The 24,548-nt window shown below is 44.1% G+C and carries 20 protein-coding genes; 15 read left to right on the plus strand and 5 right to left on the minus strand.

What is annotated here, in order from left to right; translation table 11 throughout:
- Positions 1-259 precede the first annotated feature (259 nt).
- The 4 genes from RLO19_RS22690 to RLO19_RS22705 form a co-directional block, all read right to left on the minus strand.
- On the minus strand, positions 260-511 hold the full coding sequence (locus tag RLO19_RS22690) for a UPF0175 family protein (RefSeq protein WP_446359679.1): 252 nt from the start codon (positions 509-511) through the stop codon (positions 260-262).
- Between the two features lie 15 nt (positions 512-526).
- Positions 527-1,138 (minus strand): hypothetical protein, encoded by a 612-nt coding sequence (locus RLO19_RS22695; protein ID WP_446359680.1) that lies wholly within the window; start codon positions 1,136-1,138, stop codon positions 527-529.
- Between the two features lie 12 nt (positions 1,139-1,150).
- Complete coding sequence (locus RLO19_RS22700) at positions 1,151-1,702, minus strand: hypothetical protein (protein ID WP_446359681.1); 552 nt, start codon at positions 1,700-1,702, stop codon at positions 1,151-1,153.
- 239 nt (positions 1,703-1,941) lie between these two features.
- The gene (locus RLO19_RS22705) at positions 1,942-2,136 is read right to left on the minus strand and encodes a hypothetical protein (protein ID WP_446359682.1); all 195 of its coding nucleotides are present in this window, start codon (positions 2,134-2,136) and stop codon (positions 1,942-1,944) included.
- A 198-nt stretch (positions 2,137-2,334) separates the two neighbouring features.
- Here RLO19_RS22705 and RLO19_RS22710 point away from each other — a divergent pair, with 198 nt between their 5' ends.
- The 5 genes from RLO19_RS22710 (at position 2,335) to RLO19_RS22730 (ending at position 11,076) form a co-directional block, all read left to right on the plus strand.
- On the plus strand, positions 2,335-2,697 hold the full coding sequence (locus RLO19_RS22710) for a hypothetical protein (protein WP_446359683.1): 363 nt from the start codon (positions 2,335-2,337) through the stop codon (positions 2,695-2,697).
- Between the two features lie 4 nt (positions 2,698-2,701).
- Complete coding sequence (locus RLO19_RS22715; RefSeq protein WP_446359684.1) at positions 2,702-6,550, plus strand: hydantoinase B/oxoprolinase family protein; 3,849 nt, start codon at positions 2,702-2,704, stop codon at positions 6,548-6,550.
- An 808-nt stretch (positions 6,551-7,358) separates the two neighbouring features.
- On the plus strand, positions 7,359-9,152 hold the full coding sequence (locus RLO19_RS22720; RefSeq protein WP_446359685.1) for a PAS domain-containing protein: 1,794 nt from the start codon (positions 7,359-7,361) through the stop codon (positions 9,150-9,152).
- Positions 9,125-9,316, plus strand: coding sequence for a hypothetical protein (locus RLO19_RS22725; protein ID WP_446359686.1), 192 nt, complete (start codon positions 9,125-9,127; stop codon positions 9,314-9,316). The genes RLO19_RS22720 and RLO19_RS22725 overlap by 28 nt, the downstream gene beginning before the upstream one ends.
- A 161-nt stretch (positions 9,317-9,477) precedes the next feature.
- Entirely contained in the window at positions 9,478-11,076 is a 1,599-nt protein-coding gene (locus tag RLO19_RS22730; RefSeq protein ID WP_446359687.1) for a hybrid sensor histidine kinase/response regulator, read from the plus strand.
- Positions 11,077-11,109: 33 nt separating this feature from the next.
- On the opposite strand, the gene RLO19_RS22735 is transcribed toward RLO19_RS22730, so the two are convergent.
- Complete coding sequence (locus RLO19_RS22735) at positions 11,110-12,246, minus strand: flagellar assembly protein H (protein WP_446359688.1); 1,137 nt, start codon at positions 12,244-12,246, stop codon at positions 11,110-11,112.
- A 286-nt stretch (positions 12,247-12,532) separates the two neighbouring features.
- Between RLO19_RS22735 and kaiC the strand changes: the two genes are divergently transcribed.
- The 10 genes from kaiC to RLO19_RS22785 all read left to right on the plus strand — a co-directional run bounded on the left by kaiC (position 12,533) and on the right by RLO19_RS22785 (position 24,537).
- The gene (kaiC, locus tag RLO19_RS22740; RefSeq protein WP_446359689.1) at positions 12,533-14,233 is read left to right on the plus strand and encodes a circadian clock protein KaiC; all 1,701 of its coding nucleotides are present in this window, start codon (positions 12,533-12,535) and stop codon (positions 14,231-14,233) included.
- Positions 14,234-14,322: 89 nt separating this feature from the next.
- Positions 14,323-14,637, plus strand: a complete 315-nt coding sequence (locus RLO19_RS22745) for a circadian clock KaiB family protein (RefSeq protein ID WP_446359690.1) — start codon at positions 14,323-14,325, stop codon at positions 14,635-14,637.
- Between the two features lie 68 nt (positions 14,638-14,705).
- Positions 14,706-15,074: a circadian clock KaiB family protein gene (locus RLO19_RS22750; protein ID WP_446359691.1), complete on the plus strand. Its 369-nt coding sequence runs from the start codon at positions 14,706-14,708 to the stop codon at positions 15,072-15,074.
- 187 nt (positions 15,075-15,261) lie between these two features.
- Complete coding sequence (locus RLO19_RS22755; protein ID WP_446359692.1) at positions 15,262-18,831, plus strand: PAS domain S-box protein; 3,570 nt, start codon at positions 15,262-15,264, stop codon at positions 18,829-18,831.
- A 137-nt stretch (positions 18,832-18,968) separates the two neighbouring features.
- Complete coding sequence (locus RLO19_RS22760) at positions 18,969-20,480, plus strand: diguanylate cyclase (protein ID WP_446359693.1); 1,512 nt, start codon at positions 18,969-18,971, stop codon at positions 20,478-20,480.
- 29 nt (positions 20,481-20,509) lie between these two features.
- Positions 20,510-22,075, plus strand: a complete 1,566-nt coding sequence (locus RLO19_RS22765; protein ID WP_446359694.1) for an ATP-binding response regulator — start codon at positions 20,510-20,512, stop codon at positions 22,073-22,075.
- 307 nt (positions 22,076-22,382) lie between these two features.
- A complete protein-coding gene (locus RLO19_RS22770) occupies positions 22,383-23,222 on the plus strand; it encodes an HAD-IIB family hydrolase (protein WP_446359695.1) in 840 nt (279 codons plus the stop codon).
- Between the two features lie 254 nt (positions 23,223-23,476).
- On the plus strand, positions 23,477-23,812 hold the full coding sequence (locus RLO19_RS22775; protein ID WP_446359696.1) for a DUF760 domain-containing protein: 336 nt from the start codon (positions 23,477-23,479) through the stop codon (positions 23,810-23,812).
- Between the two features lie 92 nt (positions 23,813-23,904).
- Positions 23,905-24,165 (plus strand): MFS transporter, encoded by a 261-nt coding sequence (locus RLO19_RS22780; RefSeq protein ID WP_446359697.1) that lies wholly within the window; start codon positions 23,905-23,907, stop codon positions 24,163-24,165.
- 147 nt (positions 24,166-24,312) lie between these two features.
- Complete coding sequence (locus RLO19_RS22785) at positions 24,313-24,537, plus strand: hypothetical protein (RefSeq protein WP_446359698.1); 225 nt, start codon at positions 24,313-24,315, stop codon at positions 24,535-24,537.
- Positions 24,538-24,548 lie beyond the last annotated feature (11 nt).

Below are 24,548 nucleotides of genomic sequence, written 5' to 3' on the forward strand. Positions count from 1 at the left end.
TTGATAATTGACAATTGATTAATTGGGTCTAAGACCTCTTCGTTTACGAAGAAATTAAAAAAGATTTTCCTTAATTTCAATCCTCTTCTTTTAAGGAGAGGTCATTATCCATTGTTCATTATCCATTGTCAATTTTTGAATCTCTGTTTATTATTAGTCGTCTTCAGACGACTTTCGCTATGAGCCTCGGAATTGATTCCGAGGCGGAGTAACTTGGTGGAGATAGAGTAGGGGTGATATGTTGACAATGAGCAGGGATTCAAGCATTATTGATATCCTGTTCTAATTCTTCTGGGGTTAAAGAGAAGGGAGATACCTGATAACGCCCTAGTAATATCAGAAATTCTACTCGTGAGATTTCGGCTAATTGAGCGGCGCGTCCGGATGAAAGTTTTCCCAGTTCAAATAGTTTGACGGCGGCTAATATCTGGAGTTCTCTAGCAATGGTTTCGGGTGTTTCTTTGAGAATGATTAATATTTCTTCAGGAATATCGAGTTGAATTGTACTCATGAACACACCTAACCTCTAGTAACCCGATGTACTCACCGTCGGAATCTCACCTAACTTCTGAGTTCCTTGCTCTATAATTTCTTTCATCGCATCTACCCAGCAACTCTGTCTATCTATGGGAACGACAAATTTATCTGCAATCTGCCCCCCTTCCTTGATAGTGAATTCAACATTTCCCGAATCATCGCGTCTGACTTTCCAGATATAATCCTCAATTAAAAACGTACTGGGAAAATCCTTTTTCAAAAACGCCGAAACAATATGATTCCCCATTCTGAATGCTTCTGATACAGGAATATCTATCGTCACAAGTAACTTAAAATCTTGCAATCGATAGCTATTCATAGCCGCGACCCAAAATACAATTAATCCATCGCTGGCAAACTCAATTTGGAGGGCGGTGTCGTGAGAATTTACCTGTTTGGCTAAATTAAATGCTGCCGTTGAAAATAAGTTCGCGTCTTTCCATTCTTGCCAACATGACCGATGTACAAAACTTCTTGCTAACTGTGCCAGGGAGCTTGAGACCTTTGGATGAATATAAGGAAGTTGTGCTGCATCATAACGATTATCAATTACCTGATCGCAGATAGCACATTTTGTTACATTTTGAATAAAAAATGGCATGGTTTCATCCTCTTAAGTTTCTGGTTTGACCCATCCACTGTACTTAAGTTCCCTGACAATCCTTGCCACACTACATGAAGGTGTATCCCTGGTGAAACAGTAGACTGTTCCATCAACTGTGACCATATAGCTGTAACGTTGATTCAAGTACACTAAAGCGTTTACATCATCCTCAGAGATGAATTTTGCCATTCCAGTGCCATGATCATCAGGGTGTGAGTGCATTAGTAGTATTTTAGTGTTAGGTGGTAGCTCTCCTCCTTTGTAAGAACCCATATTAATTAGAACTCTTCTGTTATCTGTTAATATAACAATTGCGTGTTCGTATCCTGTTAAGGCTGTAAGTGCTGCCAGATCTGTTGCTGTAACCTCGCGCTTACCTACCTCAGCCAATCCTATACCAAAATCATCCTGAGCGGCTAGTCGCTCTATAAAATCCTGCCAGCGTGGAGTAATTTCACCTTGTCTTATGCCGACGAATTCTGAGGGATTCTCTGCAACACCCGATGCAACACGAACTCCCTTTTTACCTACCTGGCTATATGCAAAAGCTTTTTTTAGCATCAGTCATATCCTGTTATGTCCTATGTAGGGACTGTGTACACCTTCACTTGTACAGGAGATGCTGGAGCAATTATTGTGTAATATCACGTACCTCTGATAATTGGATGTGGAGGGAAAAGTGATCAGGGTCGTTTAATCGGCGGAATCTTTTCGTGGCTTGCGATCGCACTCGTGCTAAGTTAATCCTCAATCCACCACAGCAATACCTGCCGAAATTCCCGCGCCTGTGTCGCTAAAGCTCAAATTTCGCCGTTGATTTGCATCTGATGAACTTTATCAGCTAATTCCTGGCGGCGCTGTTCGCTGAGTTCATCAATCGCCAGCATTCCCATGTAAATAACCTCTTTCAGGGTCAATCGGGTTGATTGCGCCTGTTTCTGTACTTGTTCCTTAATAAGGGGACTAACCCCTATAGCAGTGCTGGCTCTAGGCACTCAAGTTCACGAATGATTAACTACTTCGTCTAATGGTAACACCTTACGATTCATTACAGTTGGCTCTTGTGCTTAAGCAAGTATTGACGTGATTAAGCGTGTCATTGTATATTGAAGCATAAGAAAATCATCCCAAGTGACCGAAATTCATCGCGTCGCCACGGATATTGCAGCCATCAATCAACAGGGTAAGCCATCATGACACCTTTATTTCGCCGCCTCCAACCCGCCCAGAAATTCCGGATCAGCCCCAGCAGTATCGCCCGACTCCTGAAAATCCCCAGACATTTGATTGTGCGTGTGGAATCTTGGGCATATATCGTCTTTGTTCATCGCCGCGACAAAGGCGGACAATTCATCAGCTATCGCAAATTACGCCAATGGTTCAACGCCATCGCCTGCCAAATTCAACACTGCACCACCTGCCAACAACTACAGCAATTGTGGGTGGCGATTGAGCGCGATCGCAAACGGCACAACAAGCAATACAATGACCAGGATGCCGAATTATTATACAATTTTTGGAAAAGGTGCTGGCATACAGTAGGGCATTCGCAATAGACCCATGACATCTAATAACGGCTGGCAATTTTGGATTGATCGCGGCGGCACATTTACCGATATTGTGGCGCGTCGCCCTGATGGACAATTGGTAATTCACAAGCTACTCTCAGAAAATCCCGATCGCTACACCGATGCGCCAGTACAGGGAATCCGCGAGGTGATGGGAATTAAGGCTGATGCACCAATTCCCACCGAACAGATTGACGCCGTGAAAATGGGGACAACCGTAGCCACAAATGCCTTACTAGAGAGAAAAGGCGATCGCACTATTCTAATTATTACCAAAGGCTTCCGAGATGCCCTCCGCATCGGCTATCAAAACCGCCCCGATATATTTGCCCGTGAGATTATCTTGCCAGAAATGCTCTACGAACGGGTGATTGAAGTCGAGGAACGCTACAGCGCCCACGGAGACGAATTAATTCCCCTTCAGATAGACGCCACTCGTCAACAGTTACAAGCCGCTTATGATAGCGGAATTCGCAGTTGTGCCATCGTCTTAATGCATGGCTATCGCTATAATAGCCACGAACAAGAACTTGCCAACTTAGCGAGTGCGATCGGGTTTACTCAAATCTCAGTTTCCCATAATGTCACACCCTTGATGAAAATAGTCAGCCGGGGTGACACCACCGTTGTCGATGCCTATTTATCCCCCATTCTCCGGCGGTATGTTAACCAAGTTTCTAGTCAGTTAGCCGGAGAAATCAACAATCAACAATTAACAATTAACAATCAACAATCCCTCCGATTAATGTTTATGCAGTCCAATGGTGGACTCACAGACGCCCGCACATTTCAGGGAAAAGACAGTATTTTATCCGGTCCTGCGGGTGGTATTGTCGGGGCAGTACAAACCAGTCAACTAGCCGGATTTGATCAGATTATCAGTTTCGATATGGGCGGTACTTCTACCGATGTCGCCCATTACAACGGCGAATACGAACGCACCTTTGAAACTGAAATTGCAGGTGTCCGATTACGCACCCCCATGATGTCCATTCATACCGTAGCGGCGGGTGGCGGTTCAATCGTGAAATTTGATGGGGCGCGGTATCGAGTGGGACCAGAATCGGCAGGGGCAAATCCGGGTCCTGCTGCTTATTCTCAGGGGGGTCCGTTAACAGTAACCGATTGCAATGTGATGGTAGGGAAATTGCAACCTGAGTTCTTTCCTAAAGTGTTTGGATCTGATGGCAATTTACCCTTAAATGATCAGGTGGTGCGAGAGAAATTTAGTCAACTAGCCGCAGATATTGGCGATAACCGAACACCCGAAGCCGTCGCCGCAGGGTTTTTGGCAATTGCAGTCGAAAAAATGGCAAATGCGATAAAAAAAATCTCCTTACAACGAGGTTATGACGTATCAAACTATACCTTGTGTTGCTTTGGTGGCGCGGGGGGACAACATGCCTGTTTAATTGCTGATGCCTTGGGGATGAAACAGGTATTTCTTCATCCTTATGCGGGGGTATTATCTGCCTATGGGATGGGATTGGCAGATGTGCGGACATTGCGGGAACGTTCGGTAGAAGCCCAATTAACCGAGGAGTTACTATCGGTAGGGACATCAGATATTACTACGTTAGCGGAAATATTCGCCGAGTTAACAACAGCCGGTAAAGATGAAATTGCGACGACTCATATAGGAGAATTCACACCAATTGATAGTCAAGTCATCCGCAAAGTGCATTTGAAATATCAGGGGACAGACTCACCCTTAATTGTCGATTTTGGTAGCGTGGATGAGATGCGGCAGCAATTTGAGGAGGCGCATCGCCAGCGTTATGGTTTTATTGTGGAAGAGAAAGCCTTAATTGTGGATTCGGTATCTGTGGAAGTGATCCAACAGATGAATGTGCCAGAAGAACCCGTGATTCAGCGTCACCGATTAGAACCGCCGCAATCTGTCGCCAAGGTGCAAATGTATACAGCCGATGCATGGCACGAGACACCTGTATTTCAGCGAGAGGAATTACAACCGGGAGACTCTATTCCCGCGCCGGCGTTAATTATTGAAACAACGGGAACCAATGTTATTGAACCAGGTTGGCAAGCTGAAGTAACTGAACGGAATTATTTGATTTTAAAGAAGACACAAAATTTAGTCAGGGCGGGTTTAGTTACATCTGGGGGCAAAGAAAATGATAGTAGTGAAACCAGCCCCTACACACTTAACACTCAAGCATCAAAACTCTCCCAATCTGATCCAGTTACGCTAGAAATCTTTAATAATCTATTTCGTTCCATTGCCGAACAAATGGGAACCACGCTACAAAATACCAGTTACTCGGTCAATATTAAAGAACGGTTAGATTTTTCCTGTGCTATTTTTGATGGACAAGGACAACTGGTTGCCAACGCCCCTCATATTCCTGTACATTTGGGTTCAATGAGTGAAAGCGTTCGCAGTCTAATTGAGGCGTATGGTGATAGTCTCAAACCTGGAGATGTTTACGCGATTAATAATCCCTATAATGGTGGGACACATTTACCTGATGTCACGGTAATTACCCCAGTTTTTCTGGAAGAAAGCGGGATTAGTGATACTATTGATAAAACCAATCAATCTTCGACAAAACCCACTCCTATATCCTCCCCTGACTCAAATACACCCCCCTTTCAAAGGGGGGCAAGGGGGGATAAAAATTCGTCGCCATTGTTCTACGTTGCCTCACGGGGACACCATGGGGATATTGGTGGAATTACCCCCGGTTCGATGCCCCCGGATAGTACAACCGTTGACGAAGAAGGGGTATTAATTGATAATTTTAAGGTAGTAGAATCCGGACGTTTCCGCGAAAAAGAATTATCTGAATTACTCCTACAAAGCACCTATCCAGTGCGAAATATCACCCAAAATATCGCGGACTTACAAGCCCAAATTGCTGCCAATGAAAAAGGCGTGCAAGAGTTGCGGCGAATGGTGGCACAGTCGGGATTAGAAACAGTACAAGCCTATATGGGACACGTTCAGAATAATGCGGAAGAGTCGGTGCGGCGGGTGATTGATGTTCTCAAAGATGGCAACTTTACCTACAAATTAGATACAGGTGGACAGATTCAAGTTGCCATTCGCATTGACCGGAAAAATCGCCGTGCTACGATTGATTTTACCGGGACATCCGCCCAGTTATCGAATAACTTTAATGCCCCGGCGGCGGTGTGTAAAGCGGCGGTTCTCTATGTGTTCCGTACTTTAGTCGATGATGATATTCCCCTGAATGCTGGATGTCTCAAACCTCTAGACATTATTATTCCCGAAGGTTGTCTATTAAATCCCCGTTATCCGGCGGCGGTTGTGGCGGGGAATGTGGAAACATCCCAGGTGATTACCGATGCGCTATATGGGGCGTTGGGGGTAATAGCTGCATCTCAGGGGACGATGAATAATTTTACCTTTGGTAATCAGAATTATCAATATTATGAAACCATTTGTGGCGGTTCTGGTGCTGGGGCGGAGTTTGATGGGGCGGATGCTGTACATACCCACATGACTAATTCTCGTTTAACGGACCCAGAAGTTTTAGAATGGCGGTTTCCGGTGGTATTAGAACAGTTTGGTATTCGGGGGAATAGTGGTGGAAATGGAAAGCATTGTGGGGGAAATGGTGTGATTCGGCGGATGCGGTTTTTGCAACCGATGACAGCCGCAATTTTATCGGGACATCGGATTGTTGCACCGTTTGGGTTACAGGGTGGCGAAGCGGGTGCTGTGGGGAAGAATTATGTGGAACGTCAGGATGGAACGATTGAGGAATTAGGAAATACGGCGGTTGTGGAAATGAAGGCGGGAGATGTTTTTGTGATTGAGACGCCTGGAGGTGGAGGATTTGGTGTTTCTGATTAAATAGTTCCCAATACTGCTCGGTTAAGAAAAATTGTAGGTTGGGTAGAGCGCAAGCGTTACCCAACAAACCCAGTAAAACCTTGGGTTTCTTTACCTCAACCCAACCTACCTGCCCTTCTGCTCAAGGCTTATCCGAGCAGTATTAAAATAGTTCCCGCCGCCCTAGGTAAGTCGAGTCAATTACCCCGGATAAATGACAACGAACAACGAATAGTTTGTTGGAAAGTTTAAGTTATATTAAGCATAAATTAAATCTATATTAAAAATATGAATTGATCACCAAATCCCTAACTATCATGAAGTCACAACTTCGGTCAAGTTCAGAGAAAAAGGTTCAAGGGAATGAGTAGTCCAGTGCGGGAAAAGCCAATAAGCCTGTAATCAGCCCTAAGCTAGGAAAGGTGAATGCATTTACTGAAGGGATCACTGATACTAGGTTCTTGACCGACTTTGTGGGTGTTGTCTTACTGCCTCTAGAGTACCCGTTCAGTTATTAAAATTGTAGGCTGGCATTCCTGAAAAAGAGTAACAAAAGCTACAAAAAATACCCAAGTTCGGCGTAGTGTAACCTCCAATTTTGGTTATTGAACTGAGGTTCTATCTAGAGCAAACCCATTACCAAATTTATCTGGATTTGAATAAATTGGCAGAGCTTTTCAAGCATTGTGAATAGAAATTATAATCAGGGTAGGCGTGCTAACTGTAGTTCAGTTAATAAACTATCACAGTTTAACTTGTTACAGCACTATCTTCCCTGTTAAATAACAGTCCAACTGAGTAGAAACAGATTCTTAGGCATATCTTATCCGTGCTAGACCCTACGCTCAACCCCAACCCTATATCGCTAAAGGTTCTCATCGTCGAAGAGGGTTACCAAACCCTAAAACTACTGGGAGAAGGATTATGTTCTGAAATTAAATATGCGTTTATTATTCAACAAGTTAGGCAGAGCCGTCAAGCCCTAGCTCGATTAAGTCAGGAAGAGTTTGATCTTCTGGTTGTTCATGTTTCCCCGGCTGATCCTCACGTTTTCGATACTGTTACTCAGATCAAACATTTAGGCTTAACTCTGCCAATTCTCGGATTAAGCACTAAGGAAGATCAAATAGTAAACCTACAAGTTATTCAAGCGGGGACACCCGATGATCAGGTGACAGAAAATCTCAAAAGTTACCGATTTATTCGGGCATTGCGTCATGCTATTGACGAACAGCAACGCCAAGAATCTCAACGTCTGAATCAGGTTTTAACTCAGTCAGCCTTACGCATTTCTGAAGAACGACTGCAAATGGCGTTATCGGGTAGCGATTTGGGTTTGTGGGATTGGCAATTAACCACTGGATATATTTATTTTAATCCTCAGTGGAAAACAATGCTGGGGTATGAACAAGACGAGATTGAGAATAATTTTAAATCCTTTCAACAGTTGGTGCATCCTGATGATTTTCTGAGAATGAAAGCGGTATTGAATGCTTATCTTGAGCGGTTAATTCCTACCTATGAAGTCGAATTTCGTATGCAATGTAAAACTGGGGAATGGAGGTGGATTTTATCTCGTGGTAAAGTCTTTGAGTGGGATGAAGCGGGTAACCCAGTACGGATGACGGGGACTCATCGGGATATTAGCGATCGCAGAAAAGCTGAGGAGGCTTTGCGGGAGTCAGAAGCCGGGGAACGAAAAAAAGCCTATCAGTTAGAACTTGCCTTGTGTGAACTTAAAAATACCCAAGCGCAGTTGGTACAAACGAAAAAAATGGCATCCTTGGGACAGTTAGTGGCGGGTATTGCTCATGAGATTAATAATCCGATCAGCTTTATTGCCGGAAATGTTAGCTTTGCCCATCAATATGGGCGGGATTTGCTCAAGTTGATCGATCTCTATCAACAGCATTATCCTCACCCAAATGCCCCAATTCAAGATGCAATGGAAGCCGTTGAGCTTGACTTTCTCAGAACAGACTTTCCCAAAGCCCTCAACTCTATTCGAGACGGCGTAGTTCGGATTCAGCAAATTGTGCGATCGCTACAGCATTTTTCGCACTTGAATGAAGCACAAATGAAGACAATTGATTTACATCAGGGGTTGGCTAATACTTTAATAATTTTACAAAATCGATTCAATAAAAAGCCCAACCTAGCGGCTATTGAATTCACTAAAGTATTCAGTAAATTACCTAAAATTGAATGTTATCCTGGTCAACTTAATCAAGTGTTCATCAATATCTTGAATAATGCCATTGATGCGTTAGAAGAAAAAAATAAACAGAATGATTCCTTTCAACCCCAGATTAAGATTAGTACGGAAATTTCTGAGTTAAACTCGACCGTTATTATTCGGATAGCCGATAATGGCTTAGGCATTCCTGCCCATTTGCAAGAGCATTTATTTGAACCTTTTTTCACCACCAAACCTGTAGGACAAGGGACAGGATTGGGATTGGCGATAAGTTATCAAATCATTGAAAAACACAAAGGAAAAATTACCTTTAATTCTCAATCTGGTATCGGGACAGAGTTTATCATTGAAATCCCCATAAAGCTAACCCATAAAACGGAACAATGGAGTCAAGTTCAATGGTTACGTCAAGCCATCGGCGCTTGAGTCAGATGAATGATTTATTAGATATTGGTGCATTACCGGGGGATGAATGGGGATTTACGGGTATTTTCTGCGCCCATGGTGAATTTGAGTTCGGGGAGTTTACCCAAACAAAAGGAACCGCGACTGGTAAAGCGTTCTACGGAATCAACAACGCCCCAGTATAGTCAGCAGCAGAATGGACGCCCTTGGATGGTGAGTCATTAACATGAATTAGCACTCAAGCGGCAATAAATAAAGATGACTTGATGACGAAAATAGGATTGAGCAAAACGGTACAAGGTCTGAGTTCAGACCCGCCAAATTATGTAAAAATAAAAATGGCAACGTGCCGCTTTTTGCCCAATTCAGTCATGCCAGTCCTTTCATGTCCTCCCTATTGCCCAAAATATTATTAGTTGATGATACTGTGGCTAATCTTCAATTAGTCTCAGATTGTTTAATTAAGGCAGGGTTTAACGTCCTCGCGGTTAAAAGTGGTGTCCAAGCGTTAAAAACTTTGGCAATAACCTTACCGGATCTGATCTTGTTGGATGTGGTGATGCCAAAAATGGACGGGTTTGAAGTCTGTCGTCGTTTAAAATCTCAGGAGAAAACTAAAGATATTCCCGTTATTTTTATGACAGCGGTTGCCGATCGCGCGAATCCCAGTTACAAGATCAAGGGGCTAAATCTGGGCGCTGTAGACTATATCAGCAAGCCGATTCAGCTTGAAGAGATTTTAGCTCGCGTCAAGACTCACCTGAAACTGCGGGCTTTAACCCAGCAACTCACCGAACAAAATACCTGCTTACAGCAAGAGATTCGTGTACATCATCAGACACAACAGATCCTGCAAGAAACTGAACGTCGATGGCGCTCGTTGTTGGAGAATGTGCAACTGATGGTTGTCGGCTTAGACTGGAAGGGGGATGTGGAGTATATGAACCCCTTCGGCTTAGGCTTAACTGGCTATACTCAAGAGGAAGTTTTAGGCAAAAACTGGTTCAATACGTTTATCCCATCCTCCGATGGGCAGCAGCTTAAACAGGTTTTTCATGAACTCTTATACCACAACAGCCACACCTACTATCAGCACTTCATTCTAACGAAATCCGGTGAAGAACGACTGATTGCTTGGAATAATAGTGTGTTACGAGATATTACTGGCGCGATCGCAGGAACCATGAGTATTGGTGAAGATATTACCCAGCGTCAAGCCATAGAAAGGATGAAAAATGAATTCATCTCCCTAGTTAGTCATGAACTTCGCACCCCACTCACCTCAATGCGTGGTGCTCTAGGTTTACTCAAAATGGGAGTCTATGACAATCAACCCGAAAAAGCCAAACGGATGCTAGAGATTGCGGTGGGAGACTGCGATCGCTTAGGGCGCCTGGTGAATGACATCCTCAGCTTAGAACGCTTGGATTCCGGTCAAGTGACGCTAGTCAAGGAACTTTGTGATGTGGCAGATTTAATCAAACATTCCGTGGAGGCGATAGATGCGATCGCGGATGCAGCCTTAATTTCTATCCGGGTGACTCCCCTATCGGCTAAAGTCTATGTTGCCCCTGATACCATTATTCAAACCCTGACAAATCTGTTGAGTAATGCAATCAAGTTCTCTGATAGCAATACGACGATCACCGTGAGTGCCAACTATTACTCAGATTCTATTTTATTTCAAGTTACAGATCAAGGACGCGGAATTCCCCCTGAGCATCTTGAACGCATCTTTGGGCGATTTCAGCAAGTCGATGTTTCCGACTCTCGCCAAAAAGGAGGTACTGGTTTAGGATTAGCAATTTGCCGCAGTATTATACAGCAACATGGGGGGAAAATTTGGGCAGAAAGTACCCTCGGTTCTGGGAGTACCTTTTATTTTACATTGCCAGTTTACAGGATAAGTGATAGTGAAAGCCCCCGTCTTTTAAGCGGGGGATGAAACCGAACCTGTGAGGGAATGACAACGGCACGTTTAAGAACCGGCTTGGGGAAATCGAGCCAGGAGTTGCTCACGGGATAACTGAGACAATTGTGAGAGGTATTGGCTTAAGTCTTGGGGGGGTAATCCTAATAAAGGAGTAACCAGTGCGGTGAGTTGAGCATCCAATTCTCCAAAACGAATTCTGAGTAAATTTTCGACAATGAAACGCTGTGCCTGTTGAATTCCTGATTCACTATTTTCGAGTTGAGACAGTTGCAGTAGAAAGGGAGTTAACTGCTGAGAGGGCAATGCCGATAAGGGAGTGATTAAAGCAGCGAGGGTAGAGGTTAACTGTCCCAAGCGAGTCTGGAGAACGTTTTCGATAATCAGCCGTTGTCCCTGTTGTAATCCCTGTTGTAATCCTTGTTGTAATCCCTGTTGTAATCCCTGTTGCATAGCTTCTTCCCTGGCTTGTTGTCTAGCCGCATCCAGTTGTTGCCGATAAAGGGGTGCTAATGCCATAATTAACTCCCTCTCCTCTGTATCTAAGGGTTGTTCTTGATTGGCTTGTAAGTTGGCTTGCAAGTTATACAATAACTCTAGCGTAGACTCCCGCCGTTGGCTGTTTTCGGGTAATGCGGTGATTTCCGCGATGGCTTGCTGTTGGACTCTGCCCTTTCCCAGAAGTCTCAGCCATAGGGTTTGGGGAGTACGGGGGAGTTGGTGGATGACAACGATGGCTGTTCGGAAAGCCTGGGGGAGAAAGTAGAGTCCACTTAACCAGTTTTGCTCATCACTGAAGGCTGCAAAGCTATCGAGTAAGGGTGTTGAGGCGGTGGGGGTGAGTATCCATAATTGGGAGAGTTCATTCAGATTAATGGAAGTGGATTCCCGTCTGGCGCGTCGTCTCAATTCCCGATGTAGGTCAAACAGTTTAGCCAGACAATCACAAATTTGATCGGCAGTGACGGCGTTGCGAAAGGGTTCAAAGACAGCAGCAGTTGTGACAAAGCGCCCTAAAAGTCCCAGAGAGAGGAGGTAGTCATCTGAGATAGAGGTGGGGATAAATAAAACGTCAACCTCTCGCACTTCCCCAGCAATGTCGCGACTGGTTTCCACTTTTCCGATTGGGGACAAGAGTTGCTCAAGATAGTCCTTGGCGAATTGGTCGTGAGGAAATCGAGTCATTGGGGCATGGGAATAGTCTACGAGTGTAGAAGTTTATCTTAATTATTACCAGTCTAAGCTGTTCGGCATTTAAACCTTAATGTCAACAAATGTTAAGAGACTAAAACCCTCTTCCCTTGGAGCCCTCTGCCCTCTCCCCCTCACCCTCTCCCCTTTAACCACAATGGCGTAAATCCTCCTGCCTCCGTCATAAATTCCTCATTTTTTCCCGATAAAATGAGGTGATGGATAATGGTGGCTAATTTTCACCCATCCACCACTGACAAAATTCTAGGAGAGGCAATCCTTGTCACAAACCACATTAGCCAAAAATCAACTTCGCAAATGCCCCACGGGGATCAAAGGATTGGATGACATTACTGATGGGGGATTACCCTTAGGGCGAACCACCCTAGTTTGTGGAACAGCCGGGTGTGGTAAGACCTTAATGGGGATGGAGTTTCTCGTCCGAGGTATCCTAGACTACTCACAACCCGGTGTGTTCATGGCGTTTGAAGAAACGGCGGCAGAATTGACCCAAAATGTCGCCTCCTTGGGTTGGGATTTGGACGAACTGACGGCGGAGAAAAAACTCTCGATTGATTATGTTTATATTGACCCCCAGGAGATTGAAGAAACCGGGGACTATGATTTAGAAGCCTTATTTATTCGCCTCGGAAGTGCCATTGACACCATCGGTGCTAAGCGAGTTGTTTTAGATACCGTTGAAGTGCTCTTTTCCGGCTTATCGAATACAGCGATTGTCCGGGCAGAGTTGCGGCGGTTGTTTCGCTGGTTGAAAACAAAAGGGGTTACAGCGATTGTTACGGGGGAAAAAGGGGAAAAATCCCTGACTCGTTATGGCATTGAGGAGTATGTTTCAGATTGCGTGATTCGCCTCGATCACCGCCTCTTTGAAGATATCTCAACCCGTAAGTTGCAAATTGTCAAGTACCGGGGTTCTAATCACGGCACAAATGACTATCCTTTTCTGATTAATTCAGAGGGGATTACTGTGTTACCGATTACATCAGTGGGATTAGATCATACCGTAACCGAGGAACGAATATCGAGTGGTATTGAACGCCTCGACACCATGCTGGGAGGGGAGGGATACTTTCGCGGTAGCAGTATTCTGATCACGGGTACGGCGGGAACGGGGAAAACTACCCTAGCCGCCCATTTTGCTGAAGCCACTTGTCGGCGGGGCGAACGCTGTCTCTATTTTGCCTTTGAAGAAGCCCCGCAGCAAATTATCCGCAATATGCGCTCAGTTGGCATTAATTTAGCCGAATTTGTCAGCCAAGACTTGTTACGGTTTCAGGCGAAACGCCCGACGGCTTTTGGCTTAGAAATGCATCTGGTACAAATCCACAGTTTAATCAAAGAATTTCAGCCAACGGTTGTGATTATTGACCCAATGAGTAATCTTGCCATGGGGGGTACTGTCTCTCAGGCAAAAGCTTTTCTTTTTCGTCTGATTGATCTGCTAAAATCTCAACAAATTACCGTTTTATTAACGAATTTAATTCAAGGGGGGATGCCGATGGAGCAGACTGAGATGGGTGTTTCTTCGTTAATGGATACGTGGTTAGAGGTGCGCTTTGTGGAGACTAATGGCGAACGCAACCGTGTATTTTTTATCCTTAAATCTCGTGGGATGGAACACTCCCATCAGGTGCGGGAATTAAAATTCACCAAGCAGGGAGTCGAGTTAGTCGATGTGTATTTGGGAGAAGGAATGGTGCTGACGGGTACGGCGCGAAGAATTCAAGAGGAAAAAGAAAACGCCGCCAATTTGACCCGAAAACAGGAGTTTGAACGCAAGCGCCGGGATTTTGCCCGCCAGAAAGCGGTTATCCAATCCCAAATTACCGCCTTGCAAGCGCAACTGGAACGGGAACAGGAAGATATAGAGACGATGATACAACAGGAGCAATCCCACTACGATAATCTACAACATAACCGAGTCGCGATCGCGCAGCTTCGTCAGGCGGATCTCACTTGAAGAGGCGGGTAGTTTTTGGGGTGTGGGGAATTTCTTTTCCCTAGTATCAGTCAATTAAAACCAACAGATACTATCAAGTATTTTTAATTATGGAAATTCAAACAGAAATCAGCAATCCCGTACCAGAAATTTGGCAATTGCGCCTCTATGTGGCAGGACAAACCCCGAAATCAATTAAAGCCTTTGCTAACTTAAAAAAAATCTGTGATGAACACCTGAATAGTCAATATCATATCGAAGTGATTGATTTATTAGAAAATCCTCAACTTGCCAAAGGAGACAAAATTGTGGCAATTCCGACATTAGTGCGAAAACTCCCGCCACCGATTAAACAAATTATTGGTGATTTATCCAATACCGAAAAAGTTTTAGTGGGACTCGATTTGCGGCGAGCCACTACATGAATGCAGAGGCGAGGAGGTAGCAGGCTTAAGGGCATAGGACTATTATGGTAAAGAAATAGGATAAAATCATGGATGAAAAAAACCTAAAAAGTTCCACAGACGCCTTTGAGCAAGCCCTGATTCAAAACAACAGGGCTGACTACTGTCTCCGCTTGTATATTGCTGGGACGACATTAAAGTCTATCCGCGCCATTGAAACGATCAAGAGTATCTGTGAAGACTATCTACCCCAACGATACACCTTGGATATTATTGATATTTATCAACAGCCGGAACTGGCTCAGCAAGCGCAAATTTTTGCCACACCCACCCTGATTAAAACACTGCCCCTGCCATTACAACGAATTATTGGTGATATGTCCAAAACCGAAAAAATTATTGTGGGGCTAGATATTGTACCGAAAAATAATCCCTGTTCACAAATTGACAATGGATAATGAACAATGGATAATGAACTCTCCTTAAAAGAAGATGATTGAAATTAAGTAAAATCTTTCTTAATTTCTTCGTAAACAAAGAGGTATTAGACCCAATTATCAATTATCAATTATCAATTATCAATTATCAATTATCAATTATCAATTATCAATTATCAATTGATCATAGAGAATTGGGATTAAATCGATGAAAGAAAAAACACGGGAGGAATTAGAAAAAGAAATTCAAGACTTACGCGATCGCCTGAGTGTCGCGGAAGAAACATTGCAGGCAATTCGCCAGGGTGAGGTGGATGCATTAGTCGTATCAGGACCTAAAGGCGACCAGATTTTTACCTTACAGAGTGCCGATGAACCCTATCGACTCTTTGTGGAACAAATGAAAGAAGGAGCCGCTACCCTGACATCTACAGGAATGCTGCTGTATTGTAATCATCGTTTAGCCAAACTTTTGAAAAGAAACTTAGAAACCGTTATTGGCTCTAACTTTCAACAATACCTACTCCCCCTGGAAATGCCCATATTTGAAGCCCTATTGCAGCAAGATGAAGCGGGATGTAGTCAAGGGAAATTCTGCCTCATCGCCAGTGACAAAACAGAGATACCCGTACATCTATCGGTCACCAAAATAACCCTAGAGGGAGTTGAGGTAAATTGCTTAATCGTAACAGACTTAACTGAAAATAAACGACAAAAGAAAATAGTTGAAGCAGAAAAACTGGCTCGTTCCATTCTAGAACAAGTGGCTGATGCGATTGTGGTCTGTGATCAAAGAGGCACCATTATCCGCACCAGTCTTGCCACTCATAAACTTTGTGAAAAAAATCCTATATTTCAACCCTTCGATGTAGTATTTCCACTTGTTTTTCCCCCATCTAATCAGAGGGAAGATGAGACAGATGATATTTTATCATCGTCTTCTACCTCAAGCCAACCCTTTTCGATGACAACTATTTTGAATGGGGAAACCTTTCAGGGGGTTGAAGTCATTTTGGGGCGAGAAGATGGGCAACAATTCCATTTGCTCCTAAGTGGGCGGGCGTTGTTGAACTCCAACAAAGAGGTTCAAGGCTGTGTGGTGACGCTGACGGATATTACCTCTCGTAAACAGTCAGAACAAAGGCTGCAAGAGAGTCAGGAACGCTTTCGTCGTGCTGTACTCTATTCACCCATACCGATGATTCTCCATGCTGAAGATGGCGAAGTTTTGCAGATTAACCAGGCTTGGACCCAACTTACAGGTTACACCCATCAAGACATACCCACGATCGCACATTGGACCCAAAAAGCCCACGGCACTCGCCAAGAGTTAATTCGGGAAAAGATTGAGCAACTCTATAGCCTCGATCGCTCCATTGCCGAAGGCGAATATACCATTATGACTCGTAATGGCTCAACTCGCATCTGGGATTTCTATTCCGCCCCCTTGGGTAAACTGAGTGATGGGCGGCACATGGTGATTAGCACCGCCCTGGATGTGACGCTTCGCAAGCAAGCCGAACTCGATCTGCAAAAGGCAAAAGCCACCCTAGAAGTTCGGGTAGCTGAACGCACCAAGGCACTGCAACAGCAACTGCAAATCCGCCACCAAATTGAACAGAAACTCCGGGCTTCCCAGGCTCGATTTGCGGGTATTTTAGAAATCGCCAGTGATGGGATTATTTCCGTCGATGCCAATCAACGGATTATCTTATTTAATCAAGGGGCAGAAAAGATGTTTGGCTATAGGGTAAGTGAAGTGTTGAATCAACCCTTGGCTTTACTCCTACCCAACCGCTACACTATTGCCCATCATCAGCATATTAAAAGCTTCAGTCAGTCTCAGGGGAAAGCACTGCGTATGGGAGAGCGCCAAGCTATTTTTGGCCGCCGCAAAGACGGCACAGAGTTTCCGGCGGAAGCCTCTGTCTCTAAGCTAATACTAGGTAATCAGGTGGTATTCACCGCCTTTGTGCGCGACATTACGGAGCGCAAACAGTTTGAGGCACAACTCCAGCAAAGTGAAACCCGACTCAAAACCATTATTACCGCTACCTCCGACGGGATCATGATAGTCGATAACCAGGGTCAGGTTTGTTTTGCCAACCCCGCCGCCGCTCAGCTTTTTGATATGACTCTAGACACGTTACTTAAGTATGAGTGGGGAATGCCCTTGGCAGAAACCACAGAAATCGAGTTGGTGCAATCGAGTGGGGAATTGCGGATGGCAGAAATGAAGGCAACTCCGATTCAATGGTTATCAAAACCTGCCTATGTGATTGCCTTACGAGACATTACTCAACGCAAACAGACAGAGTTAACTCTACAACAGGCAAAAGCCGCCGCCGAAGCCGCGAATCTGGCAAAAAGTATGTTTCTGGCGAATATGAGCCATGAATTGCGTACTCCCCTCAATATTATTTTGGGGTTTACCCAGGTGATGAGTCGTGATCCGGTGATTACCCCAGAGGAACAAGAAAATTTGGACATTATTAATAAGAGTGGTAATCATTTACTCAGTTTAATTAATGATGTCTTGGATTTATCGAAAATCGAAGCCGGATGTATTAGCATTGAGGAGAGCCGTTTTGACCTAATTGCCTTGGTGCGATCGCTCCAGGAGATGTTTCAGCAAAGAGCAGTGGCTAAAGGGTTGCAGCTTTACTTGGATATGGCGGCTGAGGTTCCCCAATATATCCAGGCAGATAGTAACAAATTGCGCCAAGTTCTGATCAATCTGCTCAGTAATGGGATTAAATTTACCCAAAAGGGTAGTATTAGGTTACGAGTAGCGCTCCACCCTCAGCCTCAGCAGGCAGAAGACACAGAGCAGGAGGCAGAAGCTTACCATCTTCGCTTTGAAATTTCCGACACCGGCGTGGGAATTGCGCCAACGGAATTAGGAATTATCTTTAATGCCTTTATCCAAACTCACGCCGGGAAAGTGGCAAATGAAGGGACAGGTTTAGGGTTAGCGATTAGTCGTAAGTTTGTCCAACTCATGGGTGGTGATATTCAGGTGAGTAGCCAACTGAATCAAGGTAGCACGTTTAGCTTTGAGATTCCGGTTTACCTGGCTGATGCATCAGATATAGAACCCGTTCAAACTTACCGCCGAGTTATTGGATTAGCTCCCAATCAACCCGGCTACCGGATTCTCGTTGTTGACGACAAACCCGAAAACCGCAAAATTATCCTCAAGCTGTTAACCTTTCCAGGATTAGAGGTGCATGAGGCGAAAAATGGACAAGAAGCCGTGACATTGTGGCAGGAGTGGCAACCCCATCTAATCTGGATGGATATGCGGATGCCGGTTATGGATGGCTATCAGGCGACGCAACAGATTCGTTGCCAAGGAGACGGTAAAACCCCCATTATTATCGCCCTAACTGCTTATGCCTCCAAGGGCGATCGCACCTCGGCACTCCAAGCTGGCTGTAATGATTATGTGAGCAAACCTTTTCAAGTCGAAACCTTGTTTGCCAAGATGGAAAACTATTTAGGAGTGCGCTATATTTATGCAGATTCTGACTCAAAAGATCAACCCGTTAACGTTAATCAGCTAACTCCTGAACGGTTATCGGTGATGCCTCTATCCTGGATTGAAAGCCTCTCTGAAGCGGCACAGCTTTGTGATGATGAAGAAATCTTGTCGCTGATTGATAAAATTCCGCCAGATCAAAGTATTGTGATCAATACTCTAAGGCATCTTGCCCACAATTTCCAGTTTCCTCTGATTATTCAGCTCGCTCAAGCTGTCATTAATTCAGATAATTAGTTCCGTTATTCTTGAGGAGGGCGGGTTTTGTTGTTCCGTTATCGGTGAATATCTGAATTTAGTCCCTAAACCCGCCCCTACAGTTCCTAAACCTGGCTATACAATAGACTTATTACTTATGACGGAGGAGGGCAGCGATGTTAGAGGTTAAAGCGAATATCTTAATTGTAGATGACCATCCCGATAATCTCCGCTCTCTGGCTGCCATCCTCAGCCGCGCTGGGTATAAAGTGAGAAAAGCGATTAGTGGCAAGATGGCATTAGAAACCATTCGTTCCCACCCGCCTGACTTAATTCTCCTTGACATCAAAATGCCGCAGATGGATGGCTATACCGTTTGCTCAACTCTAAAAGCCAACGCCGCCACTCAAAGGATTCCAATTATCTTTTTGAGCGCCTTAGATGATATAGCAGATAAACTAAAAGCTTTTACCGTTGGTGGGGCGGATTACATTGTCAAACCCTTCCAGGCGCAAGAAGTATTAATCCGCGTTAACAATAACTTAATAATCGCCCATCAACGCCAAGAACTCCTCGCTCAAAAAAAGAAACTTCAGGAACAAAATGCTCAATTACAGCTTTTACTCACCCTTACCCACAGGATTAGTCAAACCGATGATTTTCACTCTGCCCTAACCATCACGTTAACGAAAATTTGCCAGACGATTGGTTGGGATTTTGCCGAAGCTTGGATTCCCAATGCCAAAGGAACTATCCTAGAATGTAGTCGGGGATGGTACAGTCGCGCTCCCACTTTTGACTTATTCAGATATCATCGAACAACTACCACGTTTGCCCCGAATATAGGGCTACCGGGGCGGATTTGGTTGTCGAAAAAGCCGGAATGGAGTACAGAGATTTCTGCCGAATCTGCTGGCTATTATCTTTGTGTTGAGAAGGGGTTAAATCTGGATATGAATACGAGTGTAGGTGTTCCGATTTTATTTCGCGATCGCGTGTTAGCTATTTTAGTCTTTTTCAAACAAGCCAGGAGTGAACCCGAACCCGGATTAATCGAATTGATTCAGCTTATCGCCGCTCAGTTAGGCACATTAATGCAGCGGATCAAAGTCGAAACTGCCTTATTTGAGGCAAATCAGAAACTCAAACAGTTAGTGACTATTGATGGCTTAACCGGAATCGCCAATCGCCGCAAATTTGACCAATACATTCATCGAGAATGGAAACGACTTTTTCGAGAGCAACTCCCCCTTTCCTTAATTTTAGGGGATATCGATTTTTTTAAGCGCTATAACGATACCTATGGACATCAAGCTGGAGATGATTGTCTGCGAAAAGTAGCCACGAAAATCCGCCTAATAGTCAAACGTCCCGCCGATTTAGTCGCTCGATACGGCGGTGAAGAATTTGCGGTCATTTTACCCAATACAGATGCTCAGGGGGCGATTCATGTTGCCGAAACTATCCGCCAAAGCGTGGAAAATCTCAAGATTATTCATCCTAGTTCAAATATCAGTCACTATGTTACTTTAAGTTTAGGCGTGTACAGTCTAATTCCTAACCCTTTAGTTAACCTAGAAACCTTAATTAATCAAACCGATAAAGCCCTGTATCGAGCTAAAGCCGGAGGAAGAAATCAAACAGTCGCTGAATACTCCATTCCTGCCAATTTATCATGCCAATTTTAAAATGAGTTCAACGCAATAAGAGAGAATTTATGTCAGACAAACTAACGAGTATTCTAATTGTAGATGATAATATAGATAACCTGCGCTCCTTGGCTGCCATTCTCAGGTTAGAGGGTTACAAAGTCAGAAAAGCAATTAGTGGACAGGTTGCACTAGAAACCGTTCGTTCTCACCCGCCCGACTTAATTCTCCTCGACATCAAAATGCCGCAAATGGATGGCTATACCGTCTGCTCTACCTTAAAACAAGACGCAGCCACTTGTTCAATTCCTGTCATTTTTTTAAGTGCTTTAAATGAAATAACAGATAAACTAAAAGCCTTTGCCGTTGGCGGTGTTGACTACATTACTAAACCATTTCAAGCCCCAGAAGTCGTGGCGCGAGTTGAGAATCAATTGCGTCTCCAGAGACTTTCTCAACAACTCGTTGAGCAAAATACACAGTTACTCAAAGAAATTCAGATTCGCCAGCAAACCGAAGCCGCATTACACCAAGCAATTGAGCAAACTGAAGCCGCCAATCGAGCCAAAACGGTGTTTCTCGCTAACATGAGTCATGAACTCCGTTCCCCCCTCACAGGGATTTTGGGTTACGCTCAACTACTGCAAAAAGCTACAGACTGCACTCCTTTGCAACAGAAGGGGCTTGGCGTTATTTATCAGTGCGGTAGTCACCTACTCACGCTGATTAACGATATTTTAGATCTATCTAAAATTGAAGCTCAAAAACTCGAATTATTTCCCGATTATATTGATTTTTGTTTGTTCTTAACGAATCTCGCTGAACTCTTCCAGTTCAAAGCCCAAGAAAAAAAAATTAAATTCACCTATCTCCCCTTCAACTCACTACCTCCAGAAATATATATTGATGAAAAGCGACTGCGACAAGTTTTAATTAATCTGCTTTCTAATGCGATTAACTTTACTCATCAAGGTACTGTAACTTTAAAAGTGAGTGTCATGAGTTACAGTTGTGAACTTAAAAGAACCTTACCCACTAAAACGGATAAAGCACCAATAACTTGTGCAAAAATTCGCTTTGAAATCGAGGATACAGGCATAGGAATTAACCCAGAACAATGGGTAAAAATATTCTTACCCTTCGAGCAACTGATGGAGAGTTCACATAGCCCAGAAGGAACCGGATTAGGACTAACCATTAGCCAAAAAATCATCGCCTTGATGGGAAGCGAAATTTTTCTGGAAAGTATTCCTAATGTGGGCAGCAAATTTTGGTTTGACTTAGACGTACCCACGAACTTATCCTGGTCATATTTTACCGGAATTGATGCCAACCAGAACCCAACTATATCACAGGAAGTTGGTAATAATTCCAATCAAATTATAACAAGTTTTTTTACAGAATCAGATATAATAGTACCACCTCTAGAAGAACTGCTTCCGCTGTATGAAGCTGCTCAAATTGGTGACGTTGAAGGTGTACAGCAGGTAATTGAGAGACTCCAACAGTTAAATTCTGACTATTTTGCCTTTGTCACGCAGGTGCTGAAACTGGCGGATAATTTTGACTATGAAGAAATTATACAACTAATTGATAATTATTATGTGGAGCAAATGAGTATCTTGAGACTGTAGAAATGTATCATCCTACCTGTCTAGATTAGAGGTAAATTAGTAGTTGAATCTTGGGATAATTTAACCCCTATTCGGTAATCTAAGTTTTATACCGGGATTTTTGAGTACGAGAAAGTGAACAATACGTGGGTTATTGTATTCAATACTGGGAGATCCCCCCAAACCCCCCTTAAAAAGGGGGGCTTATACCAAATCCGGGTTAGCCACCCCCTTTATAAGCTAGTCCGCGCAGGCGGACGAAAGTTTGTGTAGCTGCGACTTCTAGTCGCCAGGGCAAAAAAGGGGTTCTATACTATAAAATTATAGGATGAAAAACTCAAAATTTTTAATCATTTTCACCGACTTAGATGGCACACTTCTAGATCCTGAAACCTATAGTTATCAGAAAGCTATTCCAGTGATCAATACCCTCAAGGAAAATCAAGTTCCGGTAATTCCGGTTACCAGTAAGACACGCCCAGAAGTCGAAACGCTGCGCCAATCACTACAACTCCATGAGCCGTTTATTGTGGAAAATGGTAGTGGTATCTTTATTCCCTTAGATTATAACCACTTAACCTTACCCAAAAGGAACCAATGGGCGGGTTATCATCTGCATCATTTAGGTTGTATCTATAGTGAAGCCAGACTTGGATTAGAGAAAATAGCCACCATTCTCAATGAACCATTACGGGGATTTGGGGATATGAGTGAAGTCGAGATTTGTCACTTAACAGGATTGTCCTTGGAAGAAGCAAAAAAGGCAAAGGCGCGGGAGTTTACCGAACCATTTGTGACTCCTAAGAAGGTAACACCAGAACGCCTTAATGAAATTGTACAAAACTTAGGATACCGGATTGTGGTTGGCGATCGCTTCTGTCATTTGATCGGCGCTGGAGCCGGCAAAGGAAAAGCGGTACAGTGGTTAGTAGACTCCTGCAAATCTGCTCAACCCGATGCCCAAATTACCACCCTGGGTTTAGGAAATAGTCCCAATGACTTGGAGATGCTCAAAGCCGTGGATATTCCGGTAATTGTTCCCGGAAACAAAGGTATCCATCCCGGATTATCCGGTAAAGGATGGCAAGTCGCACCCGCACCCGGTTCTCAGGGTTGGGCGGAAGCGGTGAGGGAAATTGTCTTGGGGGAGCTGGGGGAGAGTGTGTAGGGGCGGGTTTCACCACTATCTTTTTGGTTATACCCAGATGTAACTAAACCCGCCCCGACTAAATGACAAATGACGATCTTCACCGTTAGCTTTTATTGTGTCCACCTATGTTAATGTGAGTTTATGGTTCAACACGTCGTAAAATCCGCCATCGGTGTTCGGTTGCACTCACTAGGCGATGGCGATGAGATTGATTAAAGTTAAGAGATAAGAGATAGAAACACAAACGACTCTACCCATTTTCGATTATTACCATGAACAATCTGTCAAATCGAGTTCCAGAATTCTTTGGTAGTGAAGGCGAAGGCGGTAACTTCCTCTGGCAATATGTCCAGTCTCTGCATCCAGAAACAATTGCACAACTCTCTAAACCCGATCCTGAAGTGCTTCAGGTGATGGAACGCAACCTAATCGGAATGTTAGGCGCCCTACCTCACGAGCACTTTAATGTCACCGTTACTACCAACCGTGAAAATCTGAGTCGGTTATTAGTTTCTGCAATGATGAACGGTTACTTTCTCCGCAATGCTCAACAGCGCATGGAATTTGAAAAGTCGCTGCATGAAGTAGCACAAGTGTATGATAATTAATTGATAACCTGTGCAGGAAGGACAAAGGACAAACTTGTCATCTGCCATCAGAAGTGAGATGATCACTCATGCATGAGTTGTAAACATCCCTGATGGCTAATCCTGTCCCCCAGAAAAGTCTCCCTGAGCAATTGAATTTGCCCACCAAACTCGCTTATGGAGCTGGAGAATTGGGAGGGGAAATTCCGGGTAACATCTTAGTCTTTTTCTTGCTGTTTTTCCTAACCAATGTCGCGGGATTAAATCCCACCTTAGCGGGGAGTGTTTTGCTGATTGGCAAGGTTTGGGATGCGATTAACGATCCGATGATTGGGTATTTAAGCGCAATAATTCCCTCAAGTGATATAATATAACAATAAACAAGGAGGGAATGTTCTTGTACGGTAATCCTTCCCCGCAACGGTTGCTTCTATGCTGAGTTTGTCTACCTCCTACCTTCTATAACAGCAGATGTAGACTCCTCACGGGTACTAGGAATCGACCCCGGACTCAACAACTGGATGAGAGTAAAACGAGGAATGTACCGCACGAAAAAAGGAGAATTTATCAACGCCGATGCTAACGGTGCTGCTAATATCCTCCGCAAAGTAGAGATACAGCTAGGTCTTGACCTAGCTAAGGTCTGTAGGGCGTTTTTGACTGCGCCATCCAGAGTTTTCCTCTGGAACTCTAAGAAGATGAAAGGTCGGGACGCGGCTTTAGCTCGTCCCGCAGTATCCTCTTAGAATCCCCTGGG

Source organism: Coleofasciculus sp. G2-EDA-02, from assembly GCF_040226375.1.
GTDB lineage: Bacteria > Cyanobacteriota > Cyanobacteriia > Cyanobacteriales > Coleofasciculaceae > Coleofasciculus.